The organism is Amycolatopsis sp. MEPSY49 (genome assembly GCF_051337345.1).
GTDB lineage: Bacteria > Actinomycetota > Actinomycetes > Mycobacteriales > Pseudonocardiaceae > Amycolatopsis.
Window position 1 is genome coordinate 113,963 of sequence record NZ_JBDLYJ010000001.1, and the last position, 15,194, is coordinate 129,156.

Sequence of the window (15,194 nt, forward strand, 5' to 3'; positions counted from 1 at the left end):
GCCTTGATCCCATAGAGCCAAGTTCGGCAACGCCCGACCGTCGACAGCTGGACGTTGATGTCATCGCGGTAACTACGCTGGCACCCCCTAGACACAGATGCTAGGCTAGAGCCCGAGGGCTGAGCGTCTACTCTTCTTTGAGGTAGACATACAGTACTTGCTGCGTCAGCGCGAACCAGTCACTCTGGCAACGAGGGTGACAGGTGAGGCCTGAGGAGTCTAAAGGCGGCGAGTATCGGCGGTTGTTCAGCTACTCCATCAGATCATGCCACTAAGGCTTGATCTGCCATGCTCGCACGCTGGGCTTGAGGAGTAGTTACTGAGCATGAACGACTTTCCCGACGAACAACCTGACGTTGACGCGCTCGCGGGTGAACCCGAGACGCTACCCCGTCAGACGAATCAGCCGGAATCACACCTCACCCCAGACGACGGCGGTAGAGATGTGCACGATTTGGCACGCTCTGCCGCTGTTGTGGTGAGCGACAACACCGAAGCAGACACCAGAGATCCGCTGGATCATCCCGGCTTCGAGCTAGTCCGCCTAGCAGTGTCTCAACTCCGCTCCCGAGAACGACGAACGACTGCGGCAGCGGTAAAGACCGAGATGCAACGACTCTCAGCAGGTGGCTTCAATGAGCTAGATCAGGGGTTCGAAAGCTTCAGACAATTCTTAGTGGCAGCGGAGAGCGCTGGCGCCATCCTCGTTCGCTTGCCTTCATACGGCAGTGGGCATGATGCCTATGTCGGCCTACCCGAGGAAGCCGAATCAATCCCATCTCGGGAAAGCTCACCTCGACGGATCCGCTCCGATATTTGGTCCTCCTTCTTCGATTTTCGCCCCAACATGGTCCACGTTTTTGATCGACGCGAGCATCGAGCTGTGATTTTCCCAACAGATCCAGTACCGATGGAGCCTAGTTCAACAACGGAGTTGCGCGCGCGCTATCAGTCAAGTCCCGGTGAATTTTACAAAATCGAGCCTATTAGTTTCGACGAGCAGCTCGGTTGGATGAATGAGTTCACCGCGACCGCAGCAGAAGAGCATCGTAGCCTCCTTGGTGAGGCATTGAAGATGGAACGCCCCTTAGCAGCCTTCACGGCAGCGGTCAGGGCAAACTCCGCGCTCGCGAGCCAGTGGAACTCATTCCGAATCCAACATGTCACCGGTAAAGTGAAGCAGTGGATGGAGCTTCACGGCCTTGAATTTGATTTGTATGACCCAAACATACTGCCCGTTCGACCCGCAAAACGTACACGAGAGACGGTTAACAAACCGGAAGAAAGGTCATCGACAGGAAGAGACGGCGAAGAGTTAAGGAAGCGGATCCTTCAGGCATTAGCTAAGATGCCCTTGTCGGAACTTCTTCAGTTGCGCATTCCGGTGGAGTACATGTTGGGGCAGTGAATAGGTTAAACGGCTTTAGCCTGAGATCGCTAATCGCAGGCTGCCAGATCCTTGACGCACAGACTCGCGTGCACGGACGCGAGCACCCTCTTGGTCTCGGCATCAAGGCGAGACACAAGTGGGCCATACCCGGCGAGCAGGACGTGAAGTTACCCTGGCTCGACGGGGGTCTTGCGCGCGTCAAAGAGGCCGTTCAACAGGCACCGATGGGCATCGAGAAAGCTTTTCGCGAGGCGGTGTGGCGCGGCCTTCTAGCAACTCCCGGTTTAGTGATTCCACTACGCCCACCCTCTGCGGAGCAACTACTTCACGCCGGTTTAGCGAATCAGTACTCTGATCACAGACTACGCCACATAGGATTAGCGGGCGTATTCGATACAGCGAGAACCGAGATTTCCGGCGACGGCTACCTGCTTGGAGACCGTTTCGCTGTCGCCGCAAACGTCATAGTGGTCGAGGGCACCCATAGCGGAGCCTCACCCGTGGACGCGTCGGTTACTGCGCGATGGGTTGACGATACATTTTCTTTCGCGGCTTTACTGGAGTCATTATGGTTTCAGTCCACGCCTTCGGCCAGGAAGTCACCTCAAGGAATTAGAAGACGTCGCCTTGTCCTGATCGTTAGCGACTCGCCTCACCCCGAAGTAACTACGGAGACAACTGATCAATGGCACGCGACAAGTAACCTACTTGATTTTGACCTTCAGATCGTCGACAACGCGGCAGCTCTTCGTTCGGACTTAGAATACCGACTTCGCAGTGAGCCCCCATCCGTCTTGGGACTATGGCCCGACCGACTTAGCGGCCACGAAGCATTCTCTCTGGCCAGCCAGCGCGGCGCCATTAGCAGCCAGATAGTGGAGATTAACGGCGATTCAACGTTTGAATTCTCGGATAACTTAAGACGCCAGCTGCTTCGTGCGAGGAGCATTAAGCCAGGTCTTATACTCGGTCCAGAAGCGCAGCTACCCCAAACGATTGAAGCGGATCAAAAAGGCCCAGACGTGGCCGACCCTCCGCTCCCCATTCAATCTTGGACTAAAAGGAAGCGGCACGACAGATTCGGATACTTCTACGAGTTCGAGAATGGACCGTTATGGTACTCAAGGGTCGTAGCCATGGAAGACCGACATGGAGGCTGCTACTTTAAGGTTCATCGGAAAATCGGGGAAACACTCGAATGGGAATCAAATCTTGGCCCAGAAGGCGAGGAACTTCCAACCCACAAAGGCCCAAAGGGTAGGTCTATCTCCATGTCAGAATTGCATGGAGAGTAATCTTCTTCGCCTGGCCTACTCGCTCAAATTCTAGCGAATCTCCATGACGTATCGTAGTTCATAACGATCAGCCGGGAACAAGATATCCGCAGTTTCTACAGCAAGGTCGTCTTCGGCACCGAAGCGGTCCGCGACGCGGAATGTCTGAGTGATTTGCACTACCGGCCGGTTCGCCGGGATGTCGAGAAGCTTGGCCTCCTCAGCGGTCGGAGTGCGGATGTCGAGCCGTTCTTCGACCTGGTTGACCTCGTGCCCGATAGCCGAGAACCGATCGACGATACCCTTGTCGGCGTGCGGGCCCTCGTGCGGCAGCTCGATGTCCGTGCCACCCGTGATAGCCAGCGGCTCCCACGCCAGGCTGCTCGTGACCGGCTGCGGCGGATTACCCATCCGGATGAAGTACCGGGTACAGGTCACCGGATCGCCCTCGTTGATGCCCAGCCGCTCGGCGATGTTGGCCGGCGCCGTCGTCTTGGTCGTCTTGTGCTCGACCTGCATTTCGACGTTCGCGGCTTCGGCCTCGCGCACGTACGTACGGGCCTCCTGACCTCGGAAGTAGCGCAGCGGCGCAATCCGGGTCAGCTTGTCCAGGCGGCGGACGAACACGCCCTTACCCCGGATGCCATTCGCGAAGCCCCACTCCCGCAGCAGGCGCATCGCGGCGCGCGCGGTGATGGGTGAGACGTCGTGGATCTCGCAAAGCTGAGCCTCGCTCGGCAGCTTCTCCCCGTCCTGCAGCTCGCCGCTGATGATGCGGGCCCGGTACTCCTTGGCGATCTGCTTGTAGCGGGGCTCGTCGTTGTCCGGGAACTCCGGGTGGTCGCCGAACAGCAGCTCTGACATGTCTCCTCCTGGGCGTCGCCAGTCATCGTCTCATGAACCTCGTATGTTGACAGCTTTACATACGAGGTTTACCTTCGTATACGAGGTTGGTTCGAACGGACCAGCGCAGGCCCGGACGGCGGGCACCACGAAGAGCAAGGGGACACGATGGCGATCATCAGGGGACACCGGTTCGAGATCGACTTCGACCAGGCCTTCCCGCAGGGGTTGGTGCTGGTCGGCGAGGTCTCGCCGGACAACGAGTACCAGTCTCGGGAGGACAAGGCGGCTGGCCGGCCGACGCGGCAGCGGGTTGACGAGATCACCGGAAAGCGGCAGTGGAAGGGCACCGTCACCGACCCGAGCGAGAAGAACGCGAAGCGCGCGTCGTTCGAGGTGACGTTCCTCGCCGACGTTCAGCCGGTGCCGACCACGGCGGAAGCTCTGCCGGGGATGCGTCCGGTCGAGCTGGACGGCCTGACGGCTGAGCCGAAGGTCGCTGGTCAGGGCGAGTTCAAGTACCAGTCGTACGTCTATCGCGCGACCGGCTTCAAGTCCGCGGCTTCCGGCGGCGGTGCAAAGGCGGCCCGGTCGACCAGCGAGTCGACGCCCAAGGCCGCGTGATGGGAGCCCTGGTGCCCAGGATCGGCAGCGTCGCGCTGGTACCCGGGCACCTGGTCGACGCCTGGGAGGCAGCCTACCGGCGCTATGGAGACCTGTCGATACGGGCAGGCGACCACGCCGACGGCCAGACCGCCCAGGCTCTGGCTGCCGCTTCGATCGACGTCGCGGCTGCCTGGCGAAACATCGCGAGTCAAGGCCAGCTCTCCTGGTGGGTGCTCGCGGCCGTCACCGCCGCAATCGAGGGGTTCGAGGAACAGGCGCTCCTGTGGCAGGCGCGCTCAGACAACGAGGAAGGACAAGGCCATGGCGTTCAACGCGACGTGGGCCCCCGGGCCGGAAGCGGTCGCGGGAATGCAGGTCGTCGGAATCCACCACAACCAACCCGCGCTCGTGATGTACCTGGACCAGGACAGCATCGCGATCACGACACCGGGTGGCCCGGCGACGTGGCCGGAGTTCGTCAGGTTCCTCCGCGAACTCCGCGACGCGGCTGACGAAATGGTCAAGGTTCTGGCGCCTGAGCCGGGCGAGCCCGGCACCTAAGTCCGGCACGGGGACGGTTGGAAGTTTGGCCCTGCCACCGTCCCCGTGCCTCCCGTCCACGCTCCACAAGGGAGGTGAAGCGGTGAATGCCAGGCTACGGCTCACCCGCTGGCGACGCGACCACCCATACAGGGCCAAACGCCTGCGCCGCATCCGGCTCAAGTGGCTGGTCTGCCGCCTGTGCGGGCACCCGTCGTTTCTCCAGGTGGATGGCTACCACGTTTGCCGCAACTGCGTTGCCCATATCGATCGGGCGATAGCCGACCGCGAGCGACGGTTCCGAGAACAGCACAAGTCCAACTAGAGCAGTCCACATTAGACAAAACGCGCGCTGGGTCGCGCGGCGATGCCGCACGCCCAAATGCGGCGACCAAAAGGCAAGGCGCAGAAGCGGAAACCGGCTACCAACCATGCCGCTCCTGCGCTGTCCACAACCGTGGGGTGTGAACAATGCAGACGCTAGACGATGGCAACAACCGCGCGCCAGTGGGGGTCACCCGCTCGCGATGCGCGGAATGCAAGCGGTTTGCTCGGCTGCTGCCGGGTGAGACCAAGTGCGCCCCGTGCCTGGGGGCGTTGCCGCTGGATCTCTCGGCGGTGCTGGGTGGTGGTCGGCGATGACCTCCCCCGGAATGCTCGTGATCGCCCTGGCCGGGCTCGGGCTCGGCGTGTGGGTGCTGGCGAAGATCGGGCGTGCGCTGGCGTCGATGGCTGAGGCGCTGGCCGCCATGGTCGTCGTGTTCGTCGCCCTGTGGTGGGCGTGCAAGGTCGTATTCTGGCTGTTCTCCCAGGTCGTGATCCACTGGCGAACCTCGTTGACCGTGATCGCGGTCTACCTGTGGTGCGTCTGGGTCGGCTGGGTTTGGCTCGTGGTCAACCTCGGCGGCCTGGCGCTGATCCTCGGCGTCTGGCGGCTGCTGGACGTGACCTCGTTCGATCAGTGGTGCGGCCGGCCGTTGCGGTCGTGGTGGCTGCGGTGGGCGGTCTATCACCTCAAGCTGCCCGGCTGGTTGCACGCCTGCGGCCTGAGCGTGCGGGACGCAGCGCTGCCGGTCGAGGTGACCGTGAACCTGGTCGGCCGCCGGAAGGCGTCTCGGGCGACGGCTCGGCAGTCCGGGGTGCAGGTGCCCAAGGTTCTCGGCGTCCGTTCCGGCCCGTCCTGGGATGAGGTCCGGGTGCAGCTCGTGCCCGGTCAGAAGCCCGAGGACTTCGATGACGCGGCTCGTGCGCTGGCCTCGGCGCGGAAGGTCGCCCGGTGTCAGGTGCGAGAGCTGGCTCCGAACGTGGTCTCCGTCGACTTCCAGCGTCGTGACCAGCTGGCCGCGCTCGTGCACTGTCCCGCGCTCCCAGAGGGGCAATCCGCGGTGGATCTGCGCAAGGTGTGGGCCGGTCGCACCGAGTACGGCCATGACTGGCGCGTGCCGCTGCTCGGCTCGGGCGCGCACTGCCTCACCGCCGGTGCGTCGGGCGCGGGCAAGAACTCGGTGATGTGGTGCCCGCTCGTCGCGGCGGCCCCCGCGATCCGCTCGGGCCTGGTGCGCATGTCCGGGATCGACCCCAAGGGGATGGAACTCGCCTACGGGCGCGGAATCTTCGCCCGGTACGCGGTGTCCGGGAAGGACGCACTCGAGGTGCTCGACGGCCTGGTCGAGGAGATGGAATCCCGCAAGCGCGCGTTCGCCGGCCACGTCCGCACCATCCCCCTGTCCACCGAATACCCGCTTGAGCTGTTGGAGTTCGACGAGATCGGAGCACTGACGAAGTACACCGACCGCAAGACCCGCGAACAGATCGTCGAGCGCGTGGCGCTGCTGAACACCCAAGGGCGCGCGCTCAACGTCTCCGTACGCGGCTATGTGCAGGAACCGACCAAAGACACCGTCCCAGTCCGGGAGCTGTTCACCCGCCGCGTCTGCCTGCGCGTCACGTCGAAGACGCACGTCGGCATGGTCCTCGGCGACGGCGCTTACGAGCGGGGCGCGTGGGCCAACCGCATCGGCGACTCGGAAGCCGGGGTGGGGTTCGTGTGGGGCGAGGGCATCCGCGAACCCCTGCGTGTCCGGGCCGGGTGGGTCTCCGACGAGACCGTGAAGACGCTGGAGCAGTACGTCACCAACGGCGGCACAGCACGTCCGGTGCTCGGCGGCGAGGGAGCGGCCGCATGAACCGGCTCATGGTCTTCCTCGACACCATCCGCGACCACCTCGACCTGCACCAGCTACCCCCGGTGGCGACACTGACCGTGCGCACGTGGTCGGACCCGCTCACGGTCCAGCTCTACGCCCACCGACTGCCCGACGTCGCCGGGGCCTTGCTGACCTGGGCCAACACCCTCGATGACGTGTCGGCCTCGCTCTGGCGCACCTCGGACGGCGACTCGGTGCACCTGTCGGTCAACGGACGGACGCCGTGCGGCATCCCCGTGCACGTCTACAGCGGCGTCCACTTCGACCCGGCCGTGTTCCCGGACCTGCCCGCCGGACAGCGACAGAACATGCCCGTGTTCCAGCTCCGCCAATGGACCCGCCCCGGGGAGGTGGCCGCCTAATGACCGACCAGCAACAGACCCAGCCGGCCGGAACGCGGGCCGAACGGATGCGGACCCCGCTCGCTGCTGACGTGATCCGGGCGACGGCGGAGAAGCACGGCGTCTGCGTTCGCCCGTTCACGATGGAGGTCGGCGATACCGAGACCGGCGAACTCCGCTACGTCCCCGTCCCGTGCGGCTCCACCGTCGAGTCGGTTTGCCTGCCGTGTGCGCGGAAGGCGAAGGTACTGCGGCAGGCCCAGTGCCGCGAGGGCTGGCACATGACGGAGGAACCCGTCCTCGCCACTGAGCCGCCGTCGGAGGATCACAAGGAGCTGCTGACGTACCGGGCGGACCTGGTGGCGGCGTATCGGGAGGTGGTCGAGCACGACCCGGCGGAGACTGAGGAGCTGCGGGAGGAGGTTGCCGGGGTCGATGCGGAACTTCGGCAACTCGGGATGCGCGGTCGGCTACCCGCCCTCGACCTGCCGACTAAGCGGGCGGTGAAGCGCTCGACGAAGCGGCGGCAGGACGCTCCGAACCTGCCTCGGCGGAAGGTCGCGAAGACCACCGTGGGACGGGAGTTCGCCGGGAAGTTCCGGCCGTCGATGTTCGTCACGCTGACCTGCGACACCTACGGCCCGGTCCGTGATGGCGCACCGGTCGACCCAGCCCGGTACGACTACCGACGGGCCGCTCGGGACGCGGTGCACTTCTCCGCACTGGTGGACCGGTGGTGGCAGAACCTGCGCCGGGTCATCGGCTGGGACGCGCAGTACTTCGCCACGGTCGAGCCGCAGAAGCGGACCGCTCCGCACCTGCACGCGGCAATCCGTGGAGCGATCCCGCACGACGTCATCCGCCAGGTCACCGAAGCCACCTACCACCAGGTCTGGTGGCCGTCGCACGACGAGATCGTCTACACCGAGCGGCTGCCGGTCTGGGACGGCGACACCCGCGCGTTCCTCGACCCGGACACCCGCGAACCGCTGACCACCTGGGACGACGCCGTGGAGGCGGTGGAGGACCCGGCGCACGTGGTGACCTTCGGGCGGCAAGTGCACTCCAAGGGCATCCTCGGCGGCACCGAAGAGGCCGGCCGCCACATCGGCTACCTGACCAAGTACCTCACCAAGTCCACCGGTGAAGTAGTCGAGGCCGACACCGCGCGGCTGCGGGATCACCACGACCGGCTGCACGCCGAACTGTCGGTCACGCCCTGCTCGCCGCGCTGCGCAGTCTGGCTGCTCTACGGAGTGCAACCGAAGGGCGCGGGCAGCAAGACCACCCCGGGCCACTGCAAAGGGCGGGCGCACCGACGGACCACGCTCGGCCTGCCCGGTCGTCGGGTGCTGGTGTCGCGCAAGTGGTCCGGTAAGACCCTCGACGACCACAAAGCCGACCGAAAGGCGTTCGTGCAGCAGGCGCTGGCCGCGATCGGGATCGAGAAACCACAACCGGACCCGGCCCGGCTGATCTGGCGCAAGGTCGAGCCCGGAGACCCGCAGGTCCCGCCCCGGCCGCATCTCGTGATGCGCGCGATCGCGGAACGGATCACATGGAAGGCCGAGTACGACCGCGCGCTACTCGCTGCCGCCGGACCACCAGGGGACGGTCCAGAAACTTCGGCAACTCAGCTCGCGGCTTGATCTGGAAGGGGGAGGCATGAACGACTACGCGGGGTTCAGTCGACTGTGGACGGTCGAGGACGTCTCGAACTACCTCGGTGTCCCGGTGTCGACGCTGTATCAGTGGCGGACCAAGGGCTACGGTCCGGCCGGCCGTCGGATCGGCAAGTACGTCCGGTACCGCCAAGAGGACGTCCGTTCGTGGGTGGACCAACTGTCGGATGAGGTGGCGTGATGCCTCGCCCTCAGCTGGAGATCGGGACCTATGGGGAGATTCGCTATTCGGCAACTGCGAAGGGCTGGCGGGCTCGCGCGCTCTTCCGCGACTTCGACGGTCAAACGCGGGAGGTCGAGCGCTCGGGGAAGACCAAAACCCAAGCTGCGAACCGGCTTCGAGCTGCCTTCCTCGACTGGCAGGGCTCGACGGCCGGGGAGATCACACGGGAGACCCGGCTCAAGGATCTCGCCGCCGTGTGGATCGAACAGGTGCAGCAGGACGTCCGGGAGGGCATCAAGTCGCCGACGACCATCAACACCTATGAGTCCATCCTCAAGCGGCACGTGGTCCCGGGGATGGGTGAGCTGCGGGTGCGCGAGGCGACCGTGATGAGGCTGGACCGGTTCCTCGGCGCGCTTCAACGAACCGTCGGGGCGTCGACGGCCAAGACCGCGAGGACGGCGCTCTCCGGGATGCTCGGCCTGGCCGCCCGGTACGACGCGATCGACAGCAACCCGACGCGGGACACCCGCCGCATCCCGAAGAGCAAGAAAAAGCCTCGTGCGCTCGACGCTGAGGAGCGGACGAAGTGGCTGGCGCGTGTCGAGGCCAACGAGAAGGCCCGGCGCTGGGACCTGCCGGACCTCTCGCGCTTCATGATGGCGGCGGGTGTCCGGGTCGGCGAGGCGCTGGCGACGTTCTGGGAGGACGTCGACTTCGTGGCGGGCACGGTGGACATCACGCACACGGTCGTCCGGGTTAAGGGTGAGGGCCTGCTCCGCAAGCCTCGGCCGAAGACGGAGTCGAGCATGCGCGCACTTCTCCTGCCATCCTGGGCGCTGGCCCTGCTGGAGCGGCGGTGGGGTGAGGCGAAGGCAGATGGCCGGCCTCTGGCTAGCCCGATCTTCGCCAGCACGACCGGCACCCTGCGGGACCCGAACAACGTCCTGAGGGTGCTCCGTGAAATCCGGGGATCGGACGACTTCCTGTGGCTCACGTCGCACAACTTCCGCAAGACCACGGCGACCGCCCTCGACGACGCGGGCGTCCCGACGCGGCTGATCGCTGATCACCTAGGCCACTCGCGGGTGTCGATGACGCAGGACACCTACCTGGGCCGGAAGACGGTTGACCCGATCACGGCGCAGGCCCTCGAAGGGCTCTTGGATAAACCGTCGGACCCCAATTCCGGGGATAACCCGGGGAGCCGATCTTGACCGGTGGCGACCGACAGGCCGCTGACCAGGGAGTTTGAGTGGGCCGCCTGGGGCTCGAACCCAGAACCTACGGATTAAAAGTCCGCAGCTCTACCAATTGAGCTAACGGCCCGCGCCCCAAGTCTAGCCAGGACCCCGGCACCCACCTGCACACCGGGTCCGGCTGACGCCGTCGGCGAGGTCAAGACTGGTTCTGCGCCCGCCTGCACCGCATGATGCCTGCATGTCCGGTTCGCTGCTGATCCTCACCGGGCCGCCCGGGGCCGGGAAGTCCACCGTTGCCCGGCTGGTCACCGAACGCGCTCCACGACCCACCGTGCACCTGCACACCGACAGCTTCTACGTCTGGATCCGGACCGGGCTCGTTCCGCCCTACCTGCCCGAGGCCGCGCGGCAGAACGACGTCGTGCTCGGGGTGATCGCCGAGGCCGCCTGTGGCTATGCCCGCGGTGGCTACGACGTCGTCCTCGACGGTGTCGTCGGTCCCTGGGCGCTGGAACCCTTCCGTGACGCCGCGAAGCGGGACGGTCTGGACCTCTTCTACGTCGTCCTGCGGCCGAGTCTCGAGGTCACCCTCGCCCGGGGGACCGCTCGCGATGCCACTGAACTCACCGACGTCGAGCCGCTCACCGGCATGCACCGCGCCTTCGTCGACCTGGGTGAGCTCGAGAAGAACGTCATGGACACCAGCCATGAGACCGTCGACGAGACCGCGGACGCAGTACGGCGCCGAGCTCGTTCGGTGCCGTACTCGCTCTGATGTGGACTCAGCCGGCCACGGACGGGGGGGTTCACGCCGTTTCCGGGTCACCGGGCACGCCGCCGACGCGAAAATTGTCAGACCCCCGTGGCACGCTCCGCACATGACCGAACACACGACCCCGGTGGCCGCGCCACCCCGCCTGACCGGTGACCGGACCGACCCGACGCCGGTCGCGGACGAGCGCCAGGCCCTGACCGAAAGCCTCGACTACTACCGGCGCACCTTCGAGATGAAGTGCGAAGGCCTGGACCCGGCCAGGCTGTCCGAACGCTCGGTACCACCGTCGACGTTGACGCTGCACGGCCTGCTGCGGCACCTCACCGGCGTCGAACGCTGGTGGTTCCGGATCCAGTTCGCGGGTGAGGACGTCCCGAACCTCTACTACTCCGACGACGATCCGGAGCAGGACTTCACGGCGCTCGACGGTGACGTCGGCGAGGCTTTTTCCTTGTGGCACGCCGAATGCGCGCGGTCACGGGAGATCGTCGCGGCCAGCACGATGGATCAGACCGGGACGCGGATCAGCACGGGCCGGCCGTTCACGTTGCGGTGGCTCATGCTGCGCATGATCGGCGAGTACGCGCGCCACATCGGCCAAGCCGACCTGGTTCGCGAACGGATCGACGGCGCCACCGGCGAATGAAGGCTCAGGCGCGCGCCGCCGGGCGGCGAAGCCGGATGAGGAGGTTACCCACGAGCGGAATGACGATCCAGCACGCGTAGGCCCACTGCGTGAAGAAGGCCACCGGGATCGAGGCGGCGAAGGCGGCGATCATCGTGCCGAGCCCGCGGTAGAACTCGCCGAAGAGCTCCGGCGGGGTGTCCGCGCGGCAGAGGTCGTGACGCTGGATTTGCCGGGTCATCACGACGAACAGCGTGAGCGCGACGACCTGCACGAGCGCGTACAGGACGAAGCGGAACTCGAACCCGCCGTCGTCGGCGAGCACCTTCGTGGCGAAGGGCATGAGGACCATCATCAGCAGCCAGCCGAAGGTGAGCCGCATGAGCCCGGCGCGCACGGTGGTGACGTAGTGGAACAGGCGGTGGTGGGCGCGCCAGTGGCCGCCGATCACGGCGAAGCTGATCAGGAAGGAGATGTATTCGGAACGATGATGCCCGAGCGACCGCAGCAGTTCGGCGCTGGTGGCGCCCTCCGGCAGGGGCAGCTCGAGCGCGAGCAGCGTGATCGCGATGGCGACGACGGCGTCCGAGAAGAAGGTGAGGCGCTCGGCGGCGAGCCCGCGGGTCTCGGAGCGGGCGGTGTCCTCGGTGTCACGCTCGGACGTGGCGCTTCTCATGGCGGGAGAGCCTGCCAGACGCGGCCGCGGAAAGGCAGCCGCGGCCGGGTGCATGCGATGCTGAGACCATGAGCGTCGACCCCGATTCCGGACTCTTGTCCCCGGTCAGGGCCGGTACGCCGGCCGAAGCGTCGACCGGCGACGAGGCCTGGTTGCGCGCCATGCTCGACGCCGAGGCGGCGCTCGCCCGGGCGCAGGCGCGGCTCGGGACGGTGCCGTCCGAGGCCGCGGACGCGATCACGGAGGCCGCCGGCAGCGCGCGGATCGACGTCGTCGAGCTGGCGCGGGAGTCGCGGGCGACCGCGAACCCGGTGGTCGGGCTGGTCAAGGCGCTGACGTCGGCTGTCGGCGCGATCGCGCCCGAGGCCGCGGAGTACGTGCACCGCGGCTCGACCAGCCAGGACATCTTCGACACGGCGATGATGCTGGTCGCCGACCGGACGCTGCGACCGCTCGTGGCCGACCTCGACGCGACGGCCGAGGCGCTGGCCGCGCTGGCGCGCGAGCACCGGGACACGACGATGGCCGGCCGGACGCTGACGGCCCACGCGGTGCCCACGACGTTCGGGCTCAAGGCCGCGGGCTGGCGGCAGCTGGTGCTGGACGCGGCGACGCGGATCCGGCGCGTGCTGGACGGCGGGCTGCCGGTCTCACTGGGCGGCGCGGCCGGGACGCTGGCGGCGTACGTGGAGTACGCGCGGCTGGCCGACGCCGAGCGGGCCGGGCACGCGGGCACTGGGCGGGCCGGGGTGGCAGGGGAGGCTGGGCGATCGGGCGCGGCAGGCGCCGGCGAGCGGGAGGGCGGGGAGGCCGACGAGGCGAGGCAATCCGGCGCGGCAGGCGCCGACGAGCGGGAGGGCGGGGGCGGGGGCGGGGGCGGGGGCCAGGATCTCGCTGACGCGGTATCTCCCGAGCGGACGGCCGGCGCCGAGCAGCCCGCCGCGGCGGCGCCAGAGCAGGCGGCTCACGCCGGGCAAGCCGGCCTCGGCGAGTGGAACCGGGGCCCCGGCCTGCCCGGCGACTATGCGGAACGGCTCGTCGCCGCGTTCGCCGACGAGACCGGGCTGGCCGCGCCCGTGCTGCCGTGGCACTCGCTGCGCACCCCCGTCGCCGATCTCGCCGCTGCTCTCGCCTTCGCCGCCGGCGCGCTGGGGAAGCTGGCCGTCGACGTCGCCACGCTCACCCGGACCGAGCTGGGGGAGGTCGTCGAGCCGGCCGCTGATGGGCGGGGTGGCTCCTCGGCCATGCCGCACAAGCGGAACCCCGTGCTCGCGACGCTGATCCGTTCGGCCGCGCTGCAGGTGCCCGTGCTGGCCGCCGGCGTCACGCAGTCGATGCTGACCGAGGACGAACGCTCGGCCGGCGTCTGGCACGCCGAATGGCAGCTGGTCCGCGAGTGCCTCCGGCTGACCGGCGGTGCCGCGCACACCGCCGTCGAACTCGCGCGCGGGCTCACCGCTCAGCCCGCGCGGATGCGGGCGAACGTGGCGTCGACGCACGGGCTGATCGTCTCCGAACGGCTCTCCGCCGTGCTCGCGCCGCTGCTCGGCAAGGCCAAGGCCAAGGAGCTGCTCGGCGAGGCGTCCCGACGCGCGGTGCGCGACGACCGGCCGCTGCGGGACGTGCTCGACGAGCTGCCCGCGATCACCGACGTCCTCACCCCCGCGGCGCTGGACGCCCTCCTCGACCCGGCCACCTACACCGGGGCCGCGGGGACGCTCGTCGACCGGGCGCTGGGCGGCGCCGTCTGACCTCGGGCGAACCCGCGGCGAAAATTCTTTGAACCGCCTCCGGCGGGGGTCCGTGTAGTGGGTATCAAGCAGCCGCACCGAGCGGCGGGAAACCCCAACGGACACAAGGAGAACTTCCATGCTTCGCACGCGCATCGCCGTCTCCGTCGCCGCGGCGGCAGCCGGGCTGGCAGTGCTCACCGCTTGCTCGGGTGCCGAAACTGCTCAGCCGGTCATCGCCCCCGCAGCGGCCGGTGGCACCGGCGGCGGCCAGATCGCCAACGGGCAGGTCGGCAACGCCGCCCCCGCGTCGAACGAGTCGAAACTGGTCGTCGCGGACGTCGCGAGCGTCGGGCAGGTCATCACCGACCAGAACGGGATGACCCTCTACCGGTTCGACAAGGACACGGCCAAGCCGCCGAAGTCCAATTGCGACGGTGACTGCGCCAAGGCGTGGCCGCCCGTGCTGGCCACCGGGGACGTTCAGGTGCAGGGTATCGACAAGAACCTCGTCGGGAAGGTGACGCGTTCCGACGGCACCGAGCAGATCACCGTCGGCGGGTGGGCGCTCTACCGCTACGCCAAGGACACCAAGGCCGGCGACGCGACCGGCCAGGGCGTCGGCGGCGCCTGGTACGCGGCCAACGCCAAGGGTGGCAAGGCCGGGCAGGCCGCGAGCGAAGCCGGCACCGTCAAGCTGAGCGCCAGCAACATCGACGGGCTCGGCGAGGCGATCGTCGACCAGAACGGCATGACCCTCTACCTGTTCCAGAAGGACACCAAGAAGGCCAAGACGTCCGCCTGCAACGGCGACTGCGCCAAGACCTGGCCGCCGGTCCTCTCCAACGGCAAGGTCGAGCTGCAGGGCATCGACTCGAAGCTCCTCGGCAGCATCAAGCGTTCCGACGGCACCGAGCAGGTCACCATCGGCGGCTGGCCGGTCTACACCTTCGCGAAGGACCTGAAGCCGGGCGACGCGAACGGCATGGGCGTCAACGGCACGTGGTTCGTCATCGAGCCCAACGGCTGCAAGGTCGGTACCACCCCCAGCTCCACCGCCAACCAGGCTCCGGCGGCTGACAGTGGAGCCGGGAGCACCAACTCCGGCTCGGGCGGTACCACTTACTGAGCCACCACGAA

Annotated in this window: 14 protein-coding genes and 1 tRNA gene; 12 read left to right on the forward strand and 3 right to left on the reverse strand. The window is 66.9% G+C overall.

The annotated features are described in order from the left end of the window. Positions 1-325 precede the first annotated feature (325 nt). Complete coding sequence (locus tag ABFJ78_RS00635; RefSeq protein ID WP_436383529.1) at positions 326-1,408, forward strand: hypothetical protein; 1,083 nt, start codon at positions 326-328, stop codon at positions 1,406-1,408. 1,307 nt (positions 1,409-2,715) lie between these two features. Here ABFJ78_RS00635 and ABFJ78_RS00640 read toward each other — a convergent pair. After that, positions 2,716-3,528, reverse strand: a complete 813-nt coding sequence (locus tag ABFJ78_RS00640; protein WP_436383531.1) for a GntR family transcriptional regulator — start codon at positions 3,526-3,528, stop codon at positions 2,716-2,718. Between the two features lie 147 nt (positions 3,529-3,675). Between ABFJ78_RS00640 and ABFJ78_RS00645 the strand changes: the two genes are divergently transcribed. From ABFJ78_RS00645 to ABFJ78_RS00675, 7 genes are all read left to right on the forward strand, one after another. Further along, complete coding sequence (locus ABFJ78_RS00645; RefSeq protein ID WP_436383533.1) at positions 3,676-4,131, forward strand: hypothetical protein; 456 nt, start codon at positions 3,676-3,678, stop codon at positions 4,129-4,131. A gap of 303 nt (positions 4,132-4,434) precedes the next feature. After that, positions 4,435-4,674: a hypothetical protein gene (locus ABFJ78_RS00650; RefSeq protein WP_285986249.1), complete on the forward strand. Its 240-nt coding sequence runs from the start codon at positions 4,435-4,437 to the stop codon at positions 4,672-4,674. Positions 4,675-5,291: 617 nt separating this feature from the next. Further along, positions 5,292-6,839 (forward strand): FtsK/SpoIIIE domain-containing protein, encoded by a 1,548-nt coding sequence (locus tag ABFJ78_RS00655; RefSeq protein ID WP_436383535.1) that lies wholly within the window; start codon positions 5,292-5,294, stop codon positions 6,837-6,839. Beyond that, on the forward strand, positions 6,836-7,222 hold the full coding sequence (locus ABFJ78_RS00660; protein ID WP_436383537.1) for a hypothetical protein: 387 nt from the start codon (positions 6,836-6,838) through the stop codon (positions 7,220-7,222). Before ABFJ78_RS00655 ends, ABFJ78_RS00660 begins: the two co-directional genes overlap by 4 nt. Then, positions 7,222-8,850 carry a replication initiator gene (locus ABFJ78_RS00665; protein WP_436383538.1) on the forward strand — a complete coding sequence of 543 codons (1,629 nt, stop codon included), beginning with the start codon at positions 7,222-7,224 and terminating at the stop codon, positions 8,848-8,850. Before ABFJ78_RS00660 ends, ABFJ78_RS00665 begins: the two co-directional genes overlap by 1 nt. Before the next feature lie 16 nt (positions 8,851-8,866). Next, the gene (locus ABFJ78_RS00670) at positions 8,867-9,064 is read left to right on the forward strand and encodes a helix-turn-helix transcriptional regulator (RefSeq protein ID WP_436383539.1); all 198 of its coding nucleotides are present in this window, start codon (positions 8,867-8,869) and stop codon (positions 9,062-9,064) included. Next, complete coding sequence (locus tag ABFJ78_RS00675) at positions 9,064-10,263, forward strand: site-specific integrase (protein ID WP_436383540.1); 1,200 nt, start codon at positions 9,064-9,066, stop codon at positions 10,261-10,263. The genes ABFJ78_RS00670 and ABFJ78_RS00675 overlap by 1 nt, the downstream gene beginning before the upstream one ends. 39 nt (positions 10,264-10,302) lie before the next feature. Here the strand turns inward: ABFJ78_RS00675 and ABFJ78_RS00680 are convergent. Beyond that, positions 10,303-10,375, reverse strand: a tRNA-Lys gene (locus tag ABFJ78_RS00680). A 111-nt stretch (positions 10,376-10,486) separates the two neighbouring features. Between ABFJ78_RS00680 and ABFJ78_RS00685 the strand changes: the two genes are divergently transcribed. Further along, on the forward strand, positions 10,487-11,023 hold the full coding sequence (locus ABFJ78_RS00685; RefSeq protein ID WP_436383541.1) for an AAA family ATPase: 537 nt from the start codon (positions 10,487-10,489) through the stop codon (positions 11,021-11,023). Positions 11,024-11,126: 103 nt separating this feature from the next. Then, on the forward strand, positions 11,127-11,669 hold the full coding sequence (locus ABFJ78_RS00690) for a DinB family protein (protein WP_436383543.1): 543 nt from the start codon (positions 11,127-11,129) through the stop codon (positions 11,667-11,669). Between the two features lie 4 nt (positions 11,670-11,673). Here the strand turns inward: ABFJ78_RS00690 and ABFJ78_RS00695 are convergent, their stop codons facing one another. Further along, complete coding sequence (locus tag ABFJ78_RS00695; RefSeq protein ID WP_436383545.1) at positions 11,674-12,324, reverse strand: TMEM175 family protein; 651 nt, start codon at positions 12,322-12,324, stop codon at positions 11,674-11,676. 68 nt (positions 12,325-12,392) lie between these two features. On the opposite strand from ABFJ78_RS00695, the gene ABFJ78_RS00700 reads away from it, so the two are divergent. Further along, entirely contained in the window at positions 12,393-14,075 is a 1,683-nt protein-coding gene (locus ABFJ78_RS00700; protein ID WP_436383547.1) for a lyase family protein, read from the forward strand. Between the two features lie 118 nt (positions 14,076-14,193). Further along, positions 14,194-15,183, forward strand: a complete 990-nt coding sequence (locus tag ABFJ78_RS00705) for an SCO0930 family lipoprotein (RefSeq protein WP_436383549.1) — start codon at positions 14,194-14,196, stop codon at positions 15,181-15,183. Positions 15,184-15,194 lie beyond the last annotated feature (11 nt).

Coding starts and splice junctions, on each gene's coding strand:
- ABFJ78_RS00700 (WP_436383547.1), top strand. CDS start 12,393: ATGAGCGTCGACCCCGATTCCGGACTCTTGTCCCCGGTCAGGGCCGGT.
- ABFJ78_RS00665 (WP_436383538.1), top strand. CDS start 7,222: ATGACCGACCAGCAACAGACCCAGCCGGCCGGAACGCGGGCCGAACGG.
- ABFJ78_RS00655 (WP_436383535.1), top strand. CDS start 5,292: ATGACCTCCCCCGGAATGCTCGTGATCGCCCTGGCCGGGCTCGGGCTC.
- ABFJ78_RS00660 (WP_436383537.1), top strand. CDS start 6,836: ATGAACCGGCTCATGGTCTTCCTCGACACCATCCGCGACCACCTCGAC.
- ABFJ78_RS00705 (WP_436383549.1), top strand. CDS start 14,194: ATGCTTCGCACGCGCATCGCCGTCTCCGTCGCCGCGGCGGCAGCCGGG.
- ABFJ78_RS00675 (WP_436383540.1), top strand. CDS start 9,064: ATGCCTCGCCCTCAGCTGGAGATCGGGACCTATGGGGAGATTCGCTAT.
- ABFJ78_RS00685 (WP_436383541.1), top strand. CDS start 10,487: ATGTCCGGTTCGCTGCTGATCCTCACCGGGCCGCCCGGGGCCGGGAAG.
- ABFJ78_RS00670 (WP_436383539.1), top strand. CDS start 8,867: ATGAACGACTACGCGGGGTTCAGTCGACTGTGGACGGTCGAGGACGTC.
- ABFJ78_RS00695 (WP_436383545.1), bottom strand. CDS start 12,324: ATGAGAAGCGCCACGTCCGAGCGTGACACCGAGGACACCGCCCGCTCC.
- ABFJ78_RS00690 (WP_436383543.1), top strand. CDS start 11,127: ATGACCGAACACACGACCCCGGTGGCCGCGCCACCCCGCCTGACCGGT.
- ABFJ78_RS00650 (WP_285986249.1), top strand. CDS start 4,435: ATGGCGTTCAACGCGACGTGGGCCCCCGGGCCGGAAGCGGTCGCGGGA.
- ABFJ78_RS00640 (WP_436383531.1), bottom strand. CDS start 3,528: ATGTCAGAGCTGCTGTTCGGCGACCACCCGGAGTTCCCGGACAACGAC.
- ABFJ78_RS00645 (WP_436383533.1), top strand. CDS start 3,676: ATGGCGATCATCAGGGGACACCGGTTCGAGATCGACTTCGACCAGGCC.
- ABFJ78_RS00635 (WP_436383529.1), top strand. CDS start 326: ATGAACGACTTTCCCGACGAACAACCTGACGTTGACGCGCTCGCGGGT.